We start from the raw sequence: 18,622 nt of genomic DNA on the forward strand, positions 1-18,622 counted from the left end.
GTAGATGCTGAATTTGGAGCTTGCCAAGGTAAGAAAGAATTAGCTACATTAGCTAAACAATTAAACTTAGATGCAATCCATGACACAGTTCACGAAATGTGTAAAGATGAAGCTAGACATGGAAGAGCTTTCAAAGGTTTATTAGATAGATATTTCGCATAATTTTATAGATAGAACAAAACAATTTACTACGAAATCCCTTAGAAAAGAGCTATTTTAAATAGCTCTTTTTATTTTGTTTAAAAAGCTATATCTTAAAAAGAATATAAATTAAATACTAGGACAAAATATATTTAAACTTAGATTTATTTAAAGGAGTGATATTAATGCCAACTTTAGGATGTAGCGTACAAAATTGTGTTAATAATGAAGGAGGATTTTGTGGAGCAAATACTATAATAGTAGATGGAGAAGAAGCTTATACAAGTTCACAAACTCAATGTGAAACTTATAGACCTGAAACTTTAACTAATGCTTTTAAGGCTATGGTAAATACAAATTTTCCAGGAGAAATAGCACAAATATTTTCTAGTAGGGAAGAAATTCTTATTACTCCAGAGGTAGAATGTACAGCTAGGAATTGTTTCTATAATGCAAATAATAGATGTGAAGCGAGAAATATAATGATTGTAGAAAATAGAGAAAATGAAATGAAAAATCAATGTGAAACTTTTTTAGATAATCATTAAAGCTAAAGGAGGAATAGATATGATCATAGAAATTAGAAGAGGTAGATATACAAATACATTAAGGAAAGCAAGAATGATTAAAGCTATTGGATATGGATTAGTGAGTTTAGGTGCAGTTATAATAGCAAAATCTATGAAATAAAATTTAAAGCATAACTTATTATTTTTAGGTTATGCTTTAAATTATTAAAAAAGGACAAGCTGTTGAGAAGATAAGATAATTCTATGATGGAAAGTAAGCTTAGAGTTATGATATAATTAAACGAAAATAACGAGGAAAAGGTGAAATAACGTGGTAGAAAAGAATAAAGAATATACTTTAGATATAATTTCACAAGGATATGAAGGCGAAGGAATTGCTAAAATTGAAGGATATCCAATTTTTATAGAAGGAGCATTAAAGGGAGAGAAGGTTAATGCTAAAATAGTTAAAGTAAAGAAAAATTTTGCTTATGGAAAGCTTATAAATATAGAAAAAGAATCATCAGGGAGAGAAGAGCCTAAATGTGAATTTTATAAAAGATGTGGTGGATGTAAAACACAACATATGGATTATAAAAGACAATTAGACTTTAAATGGGAAAGAGTTAAAGATTGTGTAAAAAAAATAGGGGGACTTTCAGAAGAGTTAGTAAAGTATCCTATAGGAATGGAAGAAAATCCATATAGATATAGAAATAAAGTGCAACTTCCTGTTGGTACTATTAATGGAGAACTTAAAATAGGATTTTATGCCCAAAGAAGTCATGACATAATTGATATAGATAAATGTATTATTCAAGATGAAAAAGCTGATAAAGTAAGAGAAATAAGCAAAAAATGGATGCTTGAAAATAATATAAGACCAGCTTTTAAGGATGCTAAGTTTGATAAAAAAGGTTTAATAAGACATATAATGATAAGAACTGGCTTTAAAACTGGTGAAGTAATGGTTGTTTTAGTAAGCACTAAGAAAGATATACCACATTTAGATAAATTTATAGAAGAAATAAAAAATAATATAGATGCAATTAAAAGTATAGTTTTAAATATAAACAAAGAAGATACAAATGTAATCTTAGGATTAGAATGTATAACTCTTTGGGGCGAAGATACTATACAAGATTATATTGGTGAATTTAAATTTAATATAAGTCCATTGTCATTTTTCCAAGTAAATCCTATGCAAACTGAGGTTTTATATAATAAAGCATTAGAATATGCAAAATTAAATGGAGAAGAAACAGTGTTTGATGCTTATTGTGGAACAGGAACAATAACATTATTTTTGTCTAAAAAAGCTAAAAAGGTTTATGGAGTAGAAATAATTGAACCAGCAATAATAAATGCAAGAGAAAATGCTAAATTAAATGGAATAGATAATGCAAAATTTTTTGTTGGTAAATCAGAAGAAGTAATACCTGATTTAATAGATAAAGGAATAAAAGCAGATACAATAGTAGTTGATCCACCAAGAAAGGGATGTGATATTAAACTATTAGAAGCTATAGGAAAAGTAAAGCCAAATAGAGTAGTTTATGTATCATGTGATCCTTCAACTTTAGGAAGAGATTTGAAAATATTGGAAGAACAGGGATATGAAACTATTGAAGTTCAGCCAGTTGATATGTTTCCTCAAACAAGTCATATAGAAAATGTTGCATGGTTAGCAAAAAAATAAATTAATTTAAAAAATATATAAATACTAGACTATTATAAATATTTTAATAAAGAAGAACTTCAAATTATTGAAGTTCTTTTTATATAGGATTATTTTAATGTAATAATTTAAATTTAAAAGAACCTATCACAATAATGCTTTAAGCAGAATTATAATAGGTTCTTTATTTAGAAAATCCAATCTTAGCTTATAAAGCAGAGTAAAATCTAACTTTATAAGCCTAAATACTCTCCTGGACTATCCTCAGCTGAAGTTGCACTTTCAGCTTCTTTAGTGTGAATGTTTTGGTTCCATTGATTATTCATCTCTATTCCCTCCTCATTCAAATATGATTTTACAATCTAACATAAAATCTTATTTTCGCTTATAAAGTAGAATAAAATCTAACTTTATAAGCGTAATTACACTGCTGGATTATCCTCATCTGAATTTGCATAGGCAGCTTCTTTAGTGTGAATGTTTTGGTTCCATTGATTATTCATCTCTATTCCCTCCTCATTCAAATATGATTTTACAATCTAATATAAAATCTTATTTTTGCTTATAAAGTAGAGTAAAACCTAACTTTATAAGCCTAAATACTCTCCCGGACTATCCTTATCCGAACTTGCATAGGCAGCTTCTTTAGTATGAATGTTTTGGTTCCATTGATTATTCATCTCTATTCCCTCCTCATTCAATTGGATTTTACAATAATAGTATGTGAGAAAAAAATATTTTTATACATTAAAAATATTTTTATATTACTGATATTATTTTTTTATATTAAACTTTGGATATTTATAATTATTACAGCAGTTTTATCAGATTTTATATTTAAGAATGTGATTAAAATATTTGAATTATGTAATATTTTAAAATACATCTAAAGTTAAGGATAAAAAATTAAATTAATAAAAAAATAATATCAGAGAAAGGATTGATATAGAAAAATAAAAGGAATTATATAAGGAAAGATTTATTAATAAAAATAATTTAAATATATAAACTTTATAATTTGAGGTGATTTAAATATGAAAATTTTAGTTATGGAAATTACTATGAGAGTCTCTTTTGTAAATTCTCTAAAAGAAAAAAGAATGATTCTTAGAAGTATAAGGGATAAATTAAAAAATAAATTTAATATATCAATAGCTGAAACTGGAGATAATGATAATCATAAATCTATAGTTTTAGGGCTATGTTCTGTTTCGTCTGATAAAAATGTATTAGAAAATACATCAGAGAAAATTATAAGTTTTATAGAAGAAAATTTAGATGGAGAAATAATAGATATTTATAGTGAAATAGAACACTATTAGTTAAGATATTAATTATTATGAAGAGGCATATTTAATAGTTTAAAGCTACATGTAAATTATATGTAGCTTTTTTTATTGCAAAATAATTGAAAAATGAAGTATAATTTACACATTGAGAAAAAATTGGAGGTGAGGATATTAATTAGATAACTTAATTTGGATATATCAAATAAAATATGAAAATGTTGTCGTAAAATATAAAAAAAATTTAAATTTAAAAATATTCGATATTTATGGACATATGTAATTAGGAATAAAGTATTTTTTTGAAAATATTTTTAGTTTTTTTCATTAACTATGTACAAGAAAAAATTTAAGAGTATAATATCCATATAAAGTAAAAATAGTAAAATTTTAAGGGTGGTATGAGAATGTTTAAATTATTTAAGTACTTGAAGCCATTTTTAGTGTTAATAGCAGCAGTTATTTTCCTTTTAGTAATTCAAGCAGGTACTGATTTATCTTTGCCAGATTATACTGCAAAGATAGTTAATGTTGGAATTCAACAAGGAGGAATAGAGGAAGCTGTTCCTATAGCGATAAGAGAAAAAGAAATGGATAAAGTTATGTTATTTTTAAATAATAAACAAAAAGATGAGATAAAAGAGAATTATAAATTACTTAGTAAGAAAAATTTATCAGAAGAAGAATTTGACAATAAGGTTAGTGAATATAAAGCTTTAGAAAATGAAAATATTTATGAGCTTATTACTGAGGATAAAGATAAAATAGAAGAGTTAAGTAATATTATGAGTAAGGCTTTAATGAACGTTAAAGGGTTAGAAATGGCTTATGAAAAGGGAGCTATTCCTAACATACCAAATAATATTAATATTTGGGAAATGCTAAGCAAAATGCCAAAAGAAAATTTCAAAATATTACAAACACAAATTGATGAAAAATTTGAAGAATTAGATAAAGAAATTTTAAAACAGGGTTCAATAAGTGCAATTTCGGCAGAATATAAAGAAATAGGAATAGATACTGAAAAAATGCAAACAAGCTACATATTTATAGCAGGAGCAAAAATGTTAGGAATAGCTTTAATTGGTATGTTAGCTGCAATTGGAGTAGGATATTTAGGTTCTAAAGTAGCTGCAGGATTCGGTAAAAATTTAAGACATGATGTTTTTAAAAAGGTTATTTCTTTTTCTAATACTGAATTTGATAAAATATCAACTGCTTCTCTTATAACTAGAAGTACAAATGATATTCAGCAAGTTCAGATGTTTACTATGATAATGCTTAAAATGATGTTTTATGCACCAATTTTAGCAATAGGAGGTATAATAAAAGTTCTAAAAACTGATACTTCTATGGCATGGATAATTGGAGTTGGAGTATTAGGAATTTTAATTTTAGTTTCAATTTTATTTAAATTTGCTGTTCCTAAGTCTAAAATAATTCAAAAGCTTGTTGATAAATTAAATTTAGTAACTAGAGAAGGTCTTACAGGTATGCTAGTTATAAGAGCTTTTGGAACTCAAAAAATAGAAGAAGAAAAATTTGATAAAACTAATTTAGATTTAACAAAAACAAATATTTATTTAAATAGAATTATGGCTATGATGATGCCAGTTATGATGTTCATTATGAATGGAATGACTGTTTTAATTGTTTGGATTGGAGCTCATAACATAGATACTGGAAGTATACAAGTTGGAGATATGATGGCATTTATTCAATATGCAATGCAAATAATGATGGCATTTTTAATGTTATCAATGCTTACAGTAATGCTTCCAAGAGCAGCTGTTTCATCAACTCGTGTAGCTGAAGTATTAGAAACAGAACCAGATATAAAAGATCCTAAAGAAATTAAAGATTTCGATATAGATAAAGATGGAATAGTTGAGTTTAGAAATGTTTCGTTTAAATATCCAAATGCAGAGGAAAATATATTAAGTAATATAGATTTTGTTGCAAAACCTGGACAAACTACTGCTTTTATAGGAAGTACTGGAAGTGGAAAATCTACTGTAGTTAATTTGATTCCTAGATTTTTTGATGTTACTGAAGGTGAAATATATGTAAATGGAGTAGATATAAGAGATGTAAAAGCCCATGATTTAAGGGAACAAATAGGGTATATTCCTCAAAAAGGAGTTTTATTCTCTGGAACTATAAAAAGTAATATTGCTTATGGAAGAGAAAATGCTACTGAAAGTGATATAAGAGAAGCAGCTAGAATATCTCAAGCCTTAGAGTTTATTGAAGCTAAGGAAAAAGGGTTTGATTCTGAAATAGCACAAAGTGGTTCAAATGTTTCTGGTGGACAAAAACAGAGATTATCAATTGCTCGTGCTCTTGCGAAAAAACCTAAAATATATATTTTTGATGATAGTTTTAGTGCTTTAGATTTAAAAACAGATGCAAAGCTTAGAAAAGAGTTAAGCTTAAATGTTAAAGATTCAACTATTCTTATAGTTGCTCAAAGAATTAGTACTATTATTAATGCTGATCAAATAATTGTACTTGATGAAGGAGAAATAAAAGGAATAGGAACTCATAAGGATCTTATAAAGAATTGTGAAGTTTATAAACAAATAGCTTTATCACAACTTTCAGAAGAGGAGGTGTACCATGAGTAAATTTAAAAAGGCTCATAAAGGGCCAATGGGTGGACCAGGAATGATTGGAACAGAAAAAGCAAAAGATTTTAAAGGGACTATGAAAAAATTATTTACACATTTAAGTCCATTTAAGATAGGTATATTTTTTGTAATTATATTTGCAATTGGAAGTGCAACTTTTAATATAGTAGGACCAAAAATATTAGGTGAGGCTACAAATAAAATAATGAAAGGAATAAGTTCTAAAATAAGTGGAACTGGCTCTGGAATAGATTTTGATTCTATAGGAAAGCTATTAGGATTATTAATTTTCATTTATTTGCTTAGTGCTTTATTTTCTTTTATACAAGGAGTTATCACATCAGAGATAGCACAAAAAGTTTCTTATAAATTAAGAAGAGATATATCTAAAAAAATAAATAAATTACCTCTTAAATATTTTGATAAAACAACTCATGGGGAAGTTTTATCAAGGGTTACAAATGATGTAGATATAATAAGTAGAAATTTAAATCAAGTATTATCACAAATGATAATTTCAGTAACAACTATTATTGGTGTACTTGTTATGATGTTATCTATAAGTGTAACAATGACTATTGCGAGTCTTATAGTTGTTCCTATGTCAGGAATAATAATAACATTAATAGTAAAAAAATCTCAAAAGCATTTTAAACAACAACAAGAATATTTAGGACATGTAAATGGACATATTGAAGAGATTTATAGTGGACATAATATAATGAAAGCATTTAATGGAGAAGAAAAAACTATTGATGAATTTGATAAATTAAATAGAACTCTATATGATGCAGGATGGAAATCAGAGTTTTTATCAGGGCTTATGATGCCAGTAATAATGTTTATTGGGAATATAGGATATGTAGTAGTTGCAATCTTAGGAGGATATTTAACTATTAAAAATTCTATTCAAGTTGGAGATATATTATCATTTATTCAATATACAAGGTCTTTTATGCAACCAATAACACAAACTGCACAAATAGCAAATGTAATGCAATCAACTGCAGCAGCTGCTGAAAGAGTTTTTGAATTTTTAGAAGAAGAAGAAGTAATTGAAAAAATATCAGATATTGTTGATATAAAAGATATAAAAGGTGATGTAGAATTTAAAAATGTTAAGTTTGGATACAATGAAGATAAAATAATAATAAATGATTTTTCAGCTAAAATAAAAGCTGGACAAAGAATAGCTATTGTAGGTCCAACAGGTGCAGGAAAAACAACTATAGTTAAGTTATTAATGAGATTTTATGAGCTTAATGGAGGAAATATATTAATAGATAATAAAGACTCTAAAAGCTTTAATAGAAATAATTTAAGAGAAATATTCGGAATGGTTCTTCAAGATACTTGGTTATTTAATGGAACTATAATGGAGAATATTAGATATGGAAACTTAACTGCAACTGACGAAGAGGTTAAAGAAGCTGCAAAACTTGCACATGCACATCATTTTATTAAAACTCTTGAAGAAGGCTATAACATGGATATAAATGAAGAAGGAAATAATATTTCACAAGGACAAAAACAACTTATAACTATAGCTAGAGCAATTCTTTCAAATCCTAAAATTTTAATTTTAGATGAAGCAACAAGTTCTGTTGATACTCGTACAGAAGTATTAATTCAAAAAGCAATGGATAATCTTATGATAGGCAGAACAAGCTTTATAATTGCTCATAGACTTTCAACTATAAAGAATGCAGATATTATTCTTGTAATGAAAGATGGAGATATAGTAGAACAAGGCAGTCATGATGAATTATTAGAAAGAGAAGGCTTCTATTCAGAGCTTTATAACAGCCAATTTAGTTAATTAATAAGAATATCCCAAAATTCATTTTAATGGGTTTTGGAGATATTCTTTTTTTATAAAATGTGTTACTCATGTTTCTTCTTTGAAAAAGAGGGGAGAAGTTTAATATATTAAAATAAATTTTAAGGAAGAATAAAAATGATATAATTAAAGAAGAGAAATTTTCTATATGTTTAATAGAATCTAATTTATTAAATTAAAATTCAAAAGATAAAGTTGTTAAATAAATAGGAGGATATAAAATGAAAAAAATAGTTGTAAGAGGAAAAATAGATAAAGATAGCTATATAGATATAAATTGTTACATTATAGATTATAAAGGAAAATGTTTTATAGTTGACCCAGGCTATGAAAAAGAAAAAATAATAGAGGCTGTTAAAGAAGAGAACTTAGATGTATTAGGGATATTATTAACTCATTCACACTTAGACCATATAAGTGCAATAAATTCTTTTAATGTTCCAGTATATATAGGAAAAAATGAATATAATTTATTTTTAGATAATTACGAAAATTCATATAAAGAACGCGGTTTAGAAAGACCTTTTGATTTAAAGGATATAAATATTATAAAAGTAAATAAAGATACTGAAATAGAATTTTTAGATAAAAAAATAACCGTAATAGAAACTCCAGGACATACTGAAGGAGGAGTTTGTTATAAATTTGAAGATGATTTATTTACAGGAGATACTTTATTTAAAAGAAAAGTTGGGAGATGGGATTTTAAAACTGGAAATTTAGAATCACTTAAAAAGAGTGTTGTATTTTTAATAGAAAATCTATCTGATGAAGTTAGAGTTCATCCTGGACATATGGAAAGTACAACAATTGGGAACGAAAAAAAATATAGCCCTTATTATAATGAATGGAAATAATAAGCATAAACTATAGCTATATAACGTATTTATATTAAGAAAATATTGTTATGAGGTGTTATATGGTTAGAAGGTTAATGGATTGTTGTAGCAGTTGTAAATCTAATGATGTTTGGACTAAAGTATGTAATTCATGTGGTAAGGAATTTTGTTCTAAATGCGGGCATGAGGATTATGTATTCCAAGTTCCTACCTGCCCAAGATGTCAAAGTGAAGATGTAATAAATTCAGAGCATAAAAATTTTTGATAATGTGAATTAATTTAAAAATTTGTAAGTATATATAAATTTAATTAGAATCACTAACTAAAAAGTTAGTGATTTTTTTTATGTTATAATATAAAAATATTTTAGTTTAGGAAAGGAATAGAGAATGAGATTAGATAAATTTTTAGCACAAAGTTCAATAGGAAAAAGAAAAGATGTTAGGATTTATATTAAAGATGGATTAGTAAAAGTAAATAAAAAAATAGTAACTATTCCAGCTATAGAAATAGATGAACAAAATGATTATATAGAATATAACGGAGAAAAAGTAGAGTATAAGGAAAAGCTTTATTATATGTTTAATAAACCAAAAGGTTATGTAACAGCTAAAAGCGATTTAGAACATAAAACTGTTTTTGACTACTTAGGAGATGAAACAAAAGGAGTTTTTCATGTAGGAAGATTAGATAAAGATACAGAGGGACTATTATTGTTTACTAATGATGGAGAATTTGAGCATAAAATAATGTATCCTGATAAACATGTGAAAAAGAAATATTTTTTTATAGCTTTAGGCAATTTGCTTGATAATGAAAAAGAAAAATTAGAAGAGGGAGTTTATATTAATAATGGTGAGTATTTAACTAAATCATCAAAATTAGAAGCTATATATAATTTTACATATTTAGATGTGGAAGAAGATTTTAAAAATAAATATCTTAATCACTTAGAATATAATTTTTTTAATCAAAAATTAGTAAAAGGGAATATAACTATTTCTGAAGGAAAAAAGCATCAAATAAAGAAAATGCTAAAGTCTGTAGGGTGTAAAGTAATTTATTTAAAAAGAATTTCTATAGGAAATTTAAAATTAGATGATAGCTTAGAATTAGGAGAATATAGAAATTTAACAGAGGAAGAAAAGAATAGTATATTTAAATAAAAAGGAGTAGAGAAATTAAGAATTTCTCTACTTTTTATATATTAAGCATAGCTTATTAAAAATAATTGAATTTCTAATAAATAATATTCCGCCTAAGAAAAGAGCAATTGCTATACCTATATAAAAGCTTCCTAAATAATTTAAATTTACAATGTTTAAATATCTTAATCCTATACTTAAAGAAATCATAAAAATCATTATTATATAGCTTTTAACATCAAAGAAAGCAAATGGACAATGTTTAATTAAAGGACTATTGATTATTCTTTTAGCATGTTTAGTTGTAAGCTTACTAAAAATAAAAAAATAAAATATTGCTAAAGTTATTATACCAATAACAAAATTTAAAATGTAATTTGAATTTACAGCAGATATTAAACTTTCTTTACCAATTAAAAATACTCTTATAGCAGCCAAAATCCAAACTAATCCTCCTATGAAAAGTAGTACTCTTTTGTTAACTCTAAAATATTTCATAAAAAATCCTCCTTATCTGTTGTATATTATATTTTAAATATAATATAAGTAAATATAAATTACTATATAATTAAATAAAGCACTAAAATTTTTAGTGCTTTAATCAATATTATATTTTAATTTCATTAATTTTAAAGGAATACATAAAGACTTACATATTTGTTCTAAATTTAATTCTGAGTATTCAGCATTTTGAATAAGCTTATCAGGAATTAATAATTCAGCAGCAAATTTATCAGCTTCACGCTCAAATTTGTTTTTTATTAAATGTTTATTTTCAATAAAAAGAGTAATAGAAAGATTTGTATGCAATATAGCATGTCCAAGTTCATGAGCCAAAATATATTTTGATTCTTCATAAGATAGATTAGTATTTAAATGAATTATATTAAAACTATTTGGAGTTCGTTGAAAGAATCCATTTATTTCTTGTCCAAGATAACTTTTTATTATATGAATATTTAGTGCTTCACATAATTCTAAAGGATCAGTAGTTTTATATTTTTTTATTAAAGAATTTACTGAATTTTTAATCATAAAATATTCCACAAATTAATTTTTTTTAGACTCTTTAGCTTGCATTTTTTCAGCATAATCTAGGCCAAGTTTTATAGCAGAGCTTAGAGCAATTTTACTTTCTTCAGAAAGCATTTCACCATTTAACATTAATCCTTGTTGCTCTAAAATTGATGACATTAATTCTTTTATATCATTTGAATTAGAAGAATTTGAGTTAATAGGTTCTTGAAGTTCATCATAAAAATAACTTATTGGTAGAGAACAAGCATTAGCAATATCTTTTAATGTATTTATGGAAGGGTATGATCTTCCAAGCTCTATATCACATATGTAACTTTTAGATTTATTTATATCATTAGCAAGCATAGCTTGTGTGTATTTTTTATTTAAAAGCTTTCCTTTATTTTGTCGTGCTTCCTTAATTAATTTTCCTAAATTCTCTTTTGAAATTGCCATAAGAAACCTCCATTTTATTACTAATTTAAATATATATTTCAAATAAACTTATGTCAAGAAATGGAATTATTATTTTTATAAAATATAAATAAAAAATTCCTAGAGAAATTATTTATTTTTCTCTAGGAACTTTTAATTATCCAATACTATTTAAAAGCTTAGTAAAATCACCATTTAAATTATTTATAGTTGAGAAATCTCCAGATTCAGTTATCTTACCATCTTTCATAAATAAGATTTTGTCATATTTATTTAACATTGCTTCATCTAATTTGTGAGTAATTGTTATTACAGTTAGATTTTCTTGAGATAAAAGGACTTGCTCTATATCACTTGCAGTTTTTAAATCTAATGCAGATGTACCTTCATCTAATATAAGAATAGGAGTTTCACGAATCATAGCTCTTGCAATAGCAATTCTTTGTTTTTGACCACCAGAAATATTAGAACCATTTTCTCCAACAGAAGTATCTAATCCTTTATCTAAAAGAGGTAAGAATTTTTTAACTCCACTTAGAGATAATGAATTTTCTAATTCTTCAGTTTTAAAATCTTTTGAAAGAGTTATATTATCTTTTATGCTTTTATGGAACATATAAACGTTTTGATGAATTACAGAAAGAAATTTTCCAATGCTATTAGAGTTTAAATCTTTTACTTCCGAATCATCTATTTTTACGCTACCTTCATAATTTGTATAATATCCAAGTAGAACTTTTATGAGCGTTGATTTACCACAACCACTTTCTCCAACTAAAGCATATTTTTTATTTTTTTCGAATTTGAAGTTAAGGTTATTTAATATAAGTTTTTCATCGTTATAAGAGAAATTTAAATCTTTAATTACTATATCTTTATTAAATGATTTTAAAGGTTCTCTATTATCAGGAATTTTTCCTTCATCAATTATTTTTATAAGCTTTTTATTAACTTCAGACATTCCTTTTATCATTGTAGCTTTTTGAATAATCCACATAATAGGACCAGATACACCATTACCAAGATTTAAAATTGCAATTAAAGAACCAACAGTTAGGTTACCTTTAATTAAAAAATATCCACCAACAATTATGCCAGATGTTTGGCAACCTATAGCAAGAATAAGAGATGCAGCATCAGCTATAGCTTGTAAATGTTGAGATTTAAATTTAGATTTAGATAAATTTAAATTATTATTTTTAAATTCTTTTTTTATATCAGATTCCATATTATAAGATTTTATAACTTCATATCCAGAAAAAATATCTTTAATGTTTGTTGTAAATAATTTAAGATTTTCGGAAAGTGTATTTTGACTATAACTTAATGGTTTGCTAAAAAGTAATGGAACTAAAAGCATAAGAGTACCAGTTAAGAATAAAACTAAAGTTACCCAAGGATTAATGTATAGAAGCACTATTACAGTTGCAATAAATATAACAATATCACCTATCATCATAAGATAAGGAACTATATAGTTAGTTTCTACAAGATTTATATCATTAGTAAGATTTGAAATATATGAGGCAGTGTTGTCAGAAGAAAAGTTAGAATGATTTTTATTCATTATTCCTTTGAAAATATCCTCACGTAAATAATTTATAGTTTTCTTTAAATAAAGAGCTTCGCTAGCTCCTGTAAAGTAATGATTTATTCCCATTAACAAGAAATATATAAGTGCAAAAATAGAAATTTTATAAAAATCTGATAGATTTCCTCCAACAGCAATGTCTATAATATTTCTTAGTAATAAAGCAATAAATACTTGCATTAAAGCACCAATAGACCTGATTAATACTGTTGTAAATAATGAAAATTTAAATTTAAAAATGTATTTATTCATAATGATATACTAAGAGAACACTTAGGAAAATAGTGCTCTACTAAAAACCCCCCATTAATTTAATTTTAATTTTGAATTTAATAAGTCAATAAAAAGTTTTACATTTTCTTTGTTTAAAACGTAGTAGCATTTATTATCAATTTCTTTAAAAGAAACAATATCAATAACAACAAAATTTTGAAGATGATAATTTATAGTTGAAGGTGCAAGTTTTAATTCTTTAGCTAATTCATGAGTATACCAAGGTCTTTCTGCAAGAAGAAATAATATCTTTTGCCTTGTTTTATCACTAATAAGCTTTAGAAATTTTTCAAAATGATTTTCTATATGTCTATATTTATAAGCCTCTATATTTTTATAACCTATATAACCCCAAACATTATTGGTAGATAAGTCATTTATCCTAATTCCTATTACTGAAAAATAAGATATACATAAATTAATAGTTATATTTGATTTTAAATTAATATCTAATCTATTGAACCAATTAGTATCCAAAAATTTAGCTTTATCTTTTTTATATAATTCTATATATCGTTTTTCTTCTTTGTCGAGTATATCAGAGATTTCATTTTCAAAAGTAGAGTATATTTTAGCAAGTTGATTTAAAAGATATCTTATCCTCATTTTTGTTTCTTCTGGAGAATGATAAAGGTCTAAAATAATTTTTTTATCTTCTTCTGATAGTTCAGGCAAATCTTTTATATAGTTTTCCATAAGATTTAAATCATGTTTAACTAAATTCCAGCCAGAATTATCTCCTATTAAAGTTTCGCCTAAAAAGCAACCACCAAGATAATTAAAAAGAGTTTCTAAACTACTTTTTTCGAAAACTTCAAAGTAGTCATCTAATGTTGATATTTCATAGTCATCTATATACCCATAAAATATAACTGGTAAAACATTAGTTTTATGAAAGAAGTCAAATTCATTTTTTAAAAAGCTACTTGTATCCTCTTCTAATAAATTTGTGTATTTAATTAATTGCTCATCTAAGGTTATACGAAAGCTAGAAAAATATTCGGATTTAGAATCAAAGTATTTATAGAGTACCCATTGAGCAAATTCATTTATAGGTTTCTTATAAAATTTTATATTTATCATATAATAAAAACCCTCCTTGTTAGATGATTATCTAACAACAATATACGATTATTACCTTTAAATGTCAATAATTACCTTGGAAATTTTATGGGAAAAGTTTTGTTGTGAGAAAATTTAATTTAGAAGAATTATATAAGAAGATAAATAAATTTAAAAACTAAAATTAAATAAAAAAAGAGAAGTATTTTAACTCTCTTTTTATAAACTATTTCTATATTGTATAGGAGAAAATCCAGTAATTTTTTTAAATGTTTTTGAAAAATGGCTTGTATCACAATAGCAAAGCAAATTAGATATTTCTAAAATAGATTTAGAAGTAGTTTTCAATAATAATTTTGCTCTTTCGACTTTAACTTGGTGAACATAATTTATTATTGATATATTCATTACATTTTTGAAAAGTGATCCTAAATAAGAAGGAGAATTGTTAAATTCTTTTGCCATAATATTTAGTGAAAAATAACTTTCTATATGTAAATGAATGTATTTTATCATGTTGTTTACTATAAAGTTACTTTTATTTTCAAGGCCATTAAGAGATTTGTGTATATATGAATCAAATATAATTAATTCAAGTGATTGAAGTTCTGCTAAAGTTGAACAGTCTAAAATAGATTTATAAATATTATTATATATTGATTTTATTGAAGTATTATTAATTGAATTTTTTAATATATTTTTAGCTAGGAAAGCATTCCAAATTATTAAATGATGCTTTTTAGAGGTAACATCTAGCATTGAAGCTATTTCTTTTTTATGTCTGTTACGAATTGTATTCATAATAGAATTATAATTATTATTTTCTAAAAGCATATGAAAATCTATATCTAAAAAAGATAAAAAATCTTCTGAAGAATTATTTATAAATTTGTCTATCATAATAAGCCTCCTAATAAATTATATGAGGATATTATATTAAAAAAATACAAAAAATACAAAAGTGAGAAAAACAAAAAAACATTATCCCCCTAGTAGGGTGGGGTTAATAGTGATAAAATTTACAATTTTATTTTAAATTAGATAATGTAATTAATTAGCTATTTTGCTATGAAAAATACTAATTTTAAAAAAAATTTGACAAAAAAATTTTTTAGTAGTATATTAAACACATAGCCCCCCCTACGAGGGATAGGAGAGGAGAATAAAAATGAATGATGAAAAGAAGAAAGCAGTTCAATTATTAAAAACTGCAAGAGGTCAAATCGAAGGAATAATAAAAATGATAGAGGATGAAAGATATTGTATAGATATCTCAAATCAATTAATGGCAGTTACTGCACTTATAAAAAAATCAAATAAACACATTTTAGAACAACATTTACATGGGTGTGTTAAAGCAGCTTTTGAAAATGAGGCAGATAAAGAAAAGAAACTAGAAGAATTAAATAAAGTAATAGCTAAATTAATGGGAAATTAATTTAGCTATTATAAAAAAATATAAAAGGAGAAAGCTATTATGGAGAACAAAGTCGTTAAGGTAACTGGAATGACTTGTGCAGCTTGTTCTGCTTCTATAGAAAGAGCAGTAGGTAGGATGCAAGGAGTCGAATCTGTAGCTATAAATTTAGTTTCAGAAGAAATGAAGTTATCTTATGATAAAGAAAAAATTAAGTTTGAAGATATACAAAAGAAAATAGAAAAGATAGGATATGGAGTTATTGATGATAAGAAAGAAGAAAAATCATTAGGAGCTTTAGATTCTTATAGAGTAGAAGGAATGAGTTGTGCAGCTTGTGCAGCTTCAATAGAAAAAGTTTTAAATAAGATGAATGGAGTTGATGGTGCAACAGTTAACTTTGCAGCAGAAACAGTAACTTTTTCTTATGACTCTAATAAAGTTAAATTTGAAGACATAAAAGCAAAACTTGCAAAATTAGATTTTAATTTAATTGAAAATAAAAAAGATACACATGTTACATATAAAGTAGAAGGAATGAGTTGTGCAGCTTGTGCTGCTTCAATAGAAAAAGTCTTAAACAAGATGAATGGTGTTGAAGGAGCAACAGTTAATTTTGCAACAGAAACAGTAACTTTTTCGTATGACTCTCAATTAGTTAGATTATCAGAAATTAAAGCAAAACTTGCAAAATTAGATTTTACTTTAATAGAAGATGAAGAGGAAACTAAAGTAGACAATAAAAAAGATGAAGTTAAGTTTACTAGAAACAGATTAATATTTACATCTTTATTTGCAATTCCAGCTTTTATAATTGGAATGAGTGGAGATTTTGGAATACCACTTCCAAACTTTATGGCACCAGATAAATCACCTCTTACATATGCAATTATTTTATTTATATTAGCTTCATGTGGTATATATGCTGGTAGAAGTTTCTTTAGAGTTGGTATTAAAGGATTAATAGCTTTAACACCAGGAATGGATTCTTTAATTAGTATAGGATCTGGAGCAGCTTATATTTATGGATTATTTGGTCTTTATGAAATAATTACAGGAAATACTACTTATGTTCATCAATTATATTTTGATTCATCAATTACAATATTAGCTCTTATTAGTTTAGGAAAATACTTAGAGAGTATTGCAAAAGGAAAGACATCAGATGCAATAAAAGCTCTAATGGATTTAGCTCCAAAAACTGCTACTATTATAGTTGATGGAAAAGAACAAGTTATTCCAGTTGATGAAGTTAGAACTGGAGATTTAATAGTAGTAAAACCAGGGGAAAAGCTTCCAGTTGATGGTGAAGTTATAGAAGGAACTACTGCAATTGAAGAAAGTATGTTAACAGGAGAAAGTGTTCCTATAGAAAAGAAAGTTGGAGATTCTGTTTTTGGTGCTAGTATAAACAAAAATGGAAGAATTGTATACAAAGCAACAAAAGTAGGTAAAGATACTGCTATTGCTCAAATTGTTAAATTAGTTAAAGATGCTCAAGGATCAAAAGCTCCAATAGCTCATTTAGCAGATGTTATTGCAGGATATTTTGTTCCAGTTGTTATAAGTTTAGCAGTTATTGCAGCTATATGTTGGGGAGTAAGTGGAAAAGATTTAGAATTTGTACTTACAATATTTATTTCAGTTTTAGTTATTGCTTGTCCTTGTTCATTAGGTTTAGCAACTCCTACTGCAATTATGGTTGGTACTGGAAAAGGTGCTCAACATGGAGTTTTAATTAAAGGTGGAGAAGCATTACAAATAGCACAAGGAATTCAAACAATTGTATTTGATAAAACAGGTACTCTTACAGAAGGAAAACCAGTAGTTACTGATATTGTAACTGAAGATTATGATAAAGATGAAATTCTTGCAATTGCAGGAGCAGCAGAAAAAGGATCTGAGCATCCATTAGGAGAAGCGATTGTAAAATCAGCAGAAGAAAAAGGTTTAGAACTTAAGAAAATTGATGAATTTAAAGCTATACCTGGTAAAGGAATAGAAGTTTCAATAGATTCAAAAGATATTCTTTTAGGAAATAAAAAATTAATATTAGAAAATAATATTAATATAAATGAAAAATTTGGACAAGAATCAGAAAGACTTGCAGAACAAGGAAAAACTCCTATGTATATGGTTATAGATGGTAAATTAGAAGCAATTATAGCAGTTGCAGACGTAGTAAAACCATCAAGTGCTAAAGCAGTTAAAACTCTTACTAATATGGGAATAGAAGTTGTTATGCTTACTGGAGATAATAAGAAAACAGCAGAAGCTATTGCAAAAGAATTAGGTATAACAAGAGTTATAGCAGAAGTATTACCAAATGAAAAAGCAGATAATGTTAAAAAGATACAAGAAGAAGGAAAAAAAGTTGCTATGGTAGGGGATGGAGTTAATGATGCACCAGCACTTGCTTTAGCTGATATAGGAATGGCAATTGGTTCAGGAACTGATATAGCAATGGAATCAGCTGATATAGTTCTTATGAGAAGTGATATTATGGATGTTATTACAGCTATTCAATTAAGTAGAGCTACTATGAGAAATATTAAACAAAACCTTGGATTTGGATTAGTATTTAATATCATAGGAATTCCAATAGCTATGGGAGTATTATACTTATTTGGTGGTCCATTATTAAATCCAATGATAGGAGCATTAGCTATGAGCTTTAGTTCAGTAACTGTGTTAACTAATGCCTTAAGATTAAAAACATTTAAACCAAAAATTATACAATAATTTTAAAATATAAATA

The 18,622-nt window shown here is 25.8% G+C and carries 18 protein-coding genes; 12 read left to right on the forward strand and 6 right to left on the reverse strand.

Features of this window, described 5'->3' with window-relative positions; translation table 11 throughout:
- The 10 genes from HMPREF1092_RS00895 to HMPREF1092_RS00935 form a co-directional block, all read left to right on the forward strand.
- On the forward strand, positions 1-162 hold a 162-nt coding region (locus tag HMPREF1092_RS00895), incomplete at its 5' end, for a ferritin family protein (protein ID WP_002596689.1).
- 164 nt (positions 163-326) lie between these two features.
- Positions 327-689 (forward strand): DUF1540 domain-containing protein, encoded by a 363-nt coding sequence (locus tag HMPREF1092_RS00900; protein ID WP_002596690.1) that lies wholly within the window; start codon positions 327-329, stop codon positions 687-689.
- Positions 690-708: 19 nt separating this feature from the next.
- On the forward strand, positions 709-831 hold the full coding sequence (locus tag HMPREF1092_RS17620; protein WP_002596691.1) for a hypothetical protein: 123 nt from the start codon (positions 709-711) through the stop codon (positions 829-831).
- A gap of 150 nt (positions 832-981) precedes the next feature.
- Positions 982-2,349 (forward strand): 23S rRNA (uracil(1939)-C(5))-methyltransferase RlmD, encoded by a 1,368-nt coding sequence (gene rlmD / locus HMPREF1092_RS00905; RefSeq protein WP_002596692.1) that lies wholly within the window; start codon positions 982-984, stop codon positions 2,347-2,349.
- Between the two features lie 1,013 nt (positions 2,350-3,362).
- Positions 3,363-3,650, forward strand: a complete 288-nt coding sequence (locus tag HMPREF1092_RS00910) for a DUF503 domain-containing protein (RefSeq protein WP_002596694.1) — start codon at positions 3,363-3,365, stop codon at positions 3,648-3,650.
- 371 nt (positions 3,651-4,021) lie between these two features.
- On the forward strand, positions 4,022-6,241 hold the full coding sequence (locus HMPREF1092_RS00915) for an ABC transporter ATP-binding protein (protein ID WP_002596695.1): 2,220 nt from the start codon (positions 4,022-4,024) through the stop codon (positions 6,239-6,241).
- The gene (locus HMPREF1092_RS00920) at positions 6,234-8,063 is read left to right on the forward strand and encodes an ABC transporter ATP-binding protein (RefSeq protein WP_002596696.1); all 1,830 of its coding nucleotides are present in this window, start codon (positions 6,234-6,236) and stop codon (positions 8,061-8,063) included. The genes HMPREF1092_RS00915 and HMPREF1092_RS00920 overlap by 8 nt, the downstream gene beginning before the upstream one ends.
- Before the next feature lie 242 nt (positions 8,064-8,305).
- Positions 8,306-8,941, forward strand: a complete 636-nt coding sequence (locus HMPREF1092_RS00925; protein WP_002596697.1) for an MBL fold metallo-hydrolase — start codon at positions 8,306-8,308, stop codon at positions 8,939-8,941.
- Positions 8,942-9,003: 62 nt separating this feature from the next.
- Positions 9,004-9,189, forward strand: coding sequence for a hypothetical protein (locus HMPREF1092_RS00930; protein ID WP_002596698.1), 186 nt, complete (start codon positions 9,004-9,006; stop codon positions 9,187-9,189).
- Between the two features lie 124 nt (positions 9,190-9,313).
- The gene (locus tag HMPREF1092_RS00935; protein ID WP_002596699.1) at positions 9,314-10,090 is read left to right on the forward strand and encodes a pseudouridine synthase; all 777 of its coding nucleotides are present in this window, start codon (positions 9,314-9,316) and stop codon (positions 10,088-10,090) included.
- A 27-nt stretch (positions 10,091-10,117) separates the two neighbouring features.
- Here the strand turns inward: HMPREF1092_RS00935 and HMPREF1092_RS00940 are convergent, their stop codons facing one another.
- The 6 genes from HMPREF1092_RS00940 to HMPREF1092_RS00970 form a co-directional block, all read right to left on the reverse strand.
- Positions 10,118-10,567 (reverse strand): hypothetical protein, encoded by a 450-nt coding sequence (locus tag HMPREF1092_RS00940; RefSeq protein WP_002596700.1) that lies wholly within the window; start codon positions 10,565-10,567, stop codon positions 10,118-10,120.
- Positions 10,568-10,666: 99 nt separating this feature from the next.
- Positions 10,667-11,104: an ImmA/IrrE family metallo-endopeptidase gene (locus HMPREF1092_RS00945; RefSeq protein WP_002596701.1), complete on the reverse strand. Its 438-nt coding sequence runs from the start codon at positions 11,102-11,104 to the stop codon at positions 10,667-10,669.
- A gap of 15 nt (positions 11,105-11,119) precedes the next feature.
- Positions 11,120-11,542 (reverse strand): helix-turn-helix domain-containing protein, encoded by a 423-nt coding sequence (locus HMPREF1092_RS00950; protein WP_002596702.1) that lies wholly within the window; start codon positions 11,540-11,542, stop codon positions 11,120-11,122.
- Between the two features lie 136 nt (positions 11,543-11,678).
- Complete coding sequence (locus HMPREF1092_RS00960) at positions 11,679-13,364, reverse strand: ABC transporter ATP-binding protein (protein ID WP_040413591.1); 1,686 nt, start codon at positions 13,362-13,364, stop codon at positions 11,679-11,681.
- 54 nt (positions 13,365-13,418) lie between these two features.
- On the reverse strand, positions 13,419-14,468 hold the full coding sequence (locus HMPREF1092_RS00965) for an ArsR/SmtB family transcription factor (RefSeq protein ID WP_002596704.1): 1,050 nt from the start codon (positions 14,466-14,468) through the stop codon (positions 13,419-13,421).
- Between the two features lie 198 nt (positions 14,469-14,666).
- On the reverse strand, positions 14,667-15,347 hold the full coding sequence (locus HMPREF1092_RS00970) for a helix-turn-helix transcriptional regulator (protein ID WP_002596705.1): 681 nt from the start codon (positions 15,345-15,347) through the stop codon (positions 14,667-14,669).
- Positions 15,348-15,615: 268 nt separating this feature from the next.
- On the opposite strand from HMPREF1092_RS00970, the gene HMPREF1092_RS00975 reads away from it, so the two are divergent.
- The gene (locus HMPREF1092_RS00975) at positions 15,616-15,885 is read left to right on the forward strand and encodes a metal-sensing transcriptional repressor (RefSeq protein ID WP_002596706.1); all 270 of its coding nucleotides are present in this window, start codon (positions 15,616-15,618) and stop codon (positions 15,883-15,885) included.
- A 39-nt stretch (positions 15,886-15,924) separates the two neighbouring features.
- On the forward strand, positions 15,925-18,606 hold the full coding sequence (locus tag HMPREF1092_RS00980; protein ID WP_002596707.1) for a heavy metal translocating P-type ATPase: 2,682 nt from the start codon (positions 15,925-15,927) through the stop codon (positions 18,604-18,606).
- Positions 18,607-18,622 lie beyond the last annotated feature (16 nt).

Origin of the sequence: Clostridium thermobutyricum, assembly GCF_000371465.1 — a bacterium.
GTDB classification, from domain to species: domain Bacteria; phylum Bacillota; class Clostridia; order Clostridiales; family Clostridiaceae; genus Clostridium; species Clostridium thermobutyricum.

What these genes read in the sequence shown, in the direction of transcription:
- HMPREF1092_RS00975 (WP_002596706.1), top strand. Translation starts at nt 15,616, where the DNA reads ATGAATGATGAAAAGAAGAAAGCAGTTCAATTATTAAAAACTGCAAGA.
- HMPREF1092_RS00965 (WP_002596704.1), bottom strand. Translation starts at nt 14,468, where the DNA reads ATGATAAATATAAAATTTTATAAGAAACCTATAAATGAATTTGCTCAA.
- HMPREF1092_RS00930 (WP_002596698.1), top strand. Translation starts at nt 9,004, where the DNA reads ATGGTTAGAAGGTTAATGGATTGTTGTAGCAGTTGTAAATCTAATGAT.
- HMPREF1092_RS00925 (WP_002596697.1), top strand. Translation starts at nt 8,306, where the DNA reads ATGAAAAAAATAGTTGTAAGAGGAAAAATAGATAAAGATAGCTATATA.
- HMPREF1092_RS00940 (WP_002596700.1), bottom strand. Translation starts at nt 10,567, where the DNA reads ATGAAATATTTTAGAGTTAACAAAAGAGTACTACTTTTCATAGGAGGA.
- HMPREF1092_RS00945 (WP_002596701.1), bottom strand. Translation starts at nt 11,104, where the DNA reads ATGATTAAAAATTCAGTAAATTCTTTAATAAAAAAATATAAAACTACT.
- HMPREF1092_RS00950 (WP_002596702.1), bottom strand. Translation starts at nt 11,542, where the DNA reads ATGGCAATTTCAAAAGAGAATTTAGGAAAATTAATTAAGGAAGCACGA.
- HMPREF1092_RS00910 (WP_002596694.1), top strand. Translation starts at nt 3,363, where the DNA reads ATGAAAATTTTAGTTATGGAAATTACTATGAGAGTCTCTTTTGTAAAT.
- HMPREF1092_RS00980 (WP_002596707.1), top strand. Translation starts at nt 15,925, where the DNA reads ATGGAGAACAAAGTCGTTAAGGTAACTGGAATGACTTGTGCAGCTTGT.
- HMPREF1092_RS00960 (WP_040413591.1), bottom strand. Translation starts at nt 13,364, where the DNA reads ATGAATAAATACATTTTTAAATTTAAATTTTCATTATTTACAACAGTA.
- HMPREF1092_RS00935 (WP_002596699.1), top strand. Translation starts at nt 9,314, where the DNA reads ATGAGATTAGATAAATTTTTAGCACAAAGTTCAATAGGAAAAAGAAAA.
- HMPREF1092_RS17620 (WP_002596691.1), top strand. Translation starts at nt 709, where the DNA reads ATGATCATAGAAATTAGAAGAGGTAGATATACAAATACATTAAGGAAA.
- HMPREF1092_RS00970 (WP_002596705.1), bottom strand. Translation starts at nt 15,347, where the DNA reads ATGATAGACAAATTTATAAATAATTCTTCAGAAGATTTTTTATCTTTT.
- HMPREF1092_RS00920 (WP_002596696.1), top strand. Translation starts at nt 6,234, where the DNA reads ATGAGTAAATTTAAAAAGGCTCATAAAGGGCCAATGGGTGGACCAGGA.
- HMPREF1092_RS00915 (WP_002596695.1), top strand. Translation starts at nt 4,022, where the DNA reads ATGTTTAAATTATTTAAGTACTTGAAGCCATTTTTAGTGTTAATAGCA.
- HMPREF1092_RS00900 (WP_002596690.1), top strand. Translation starts at nt 327, where the DNA reads ATGCCAACTTTAGGATGTAGCGTACAAAATTGTGTTAATAATGAAGGA.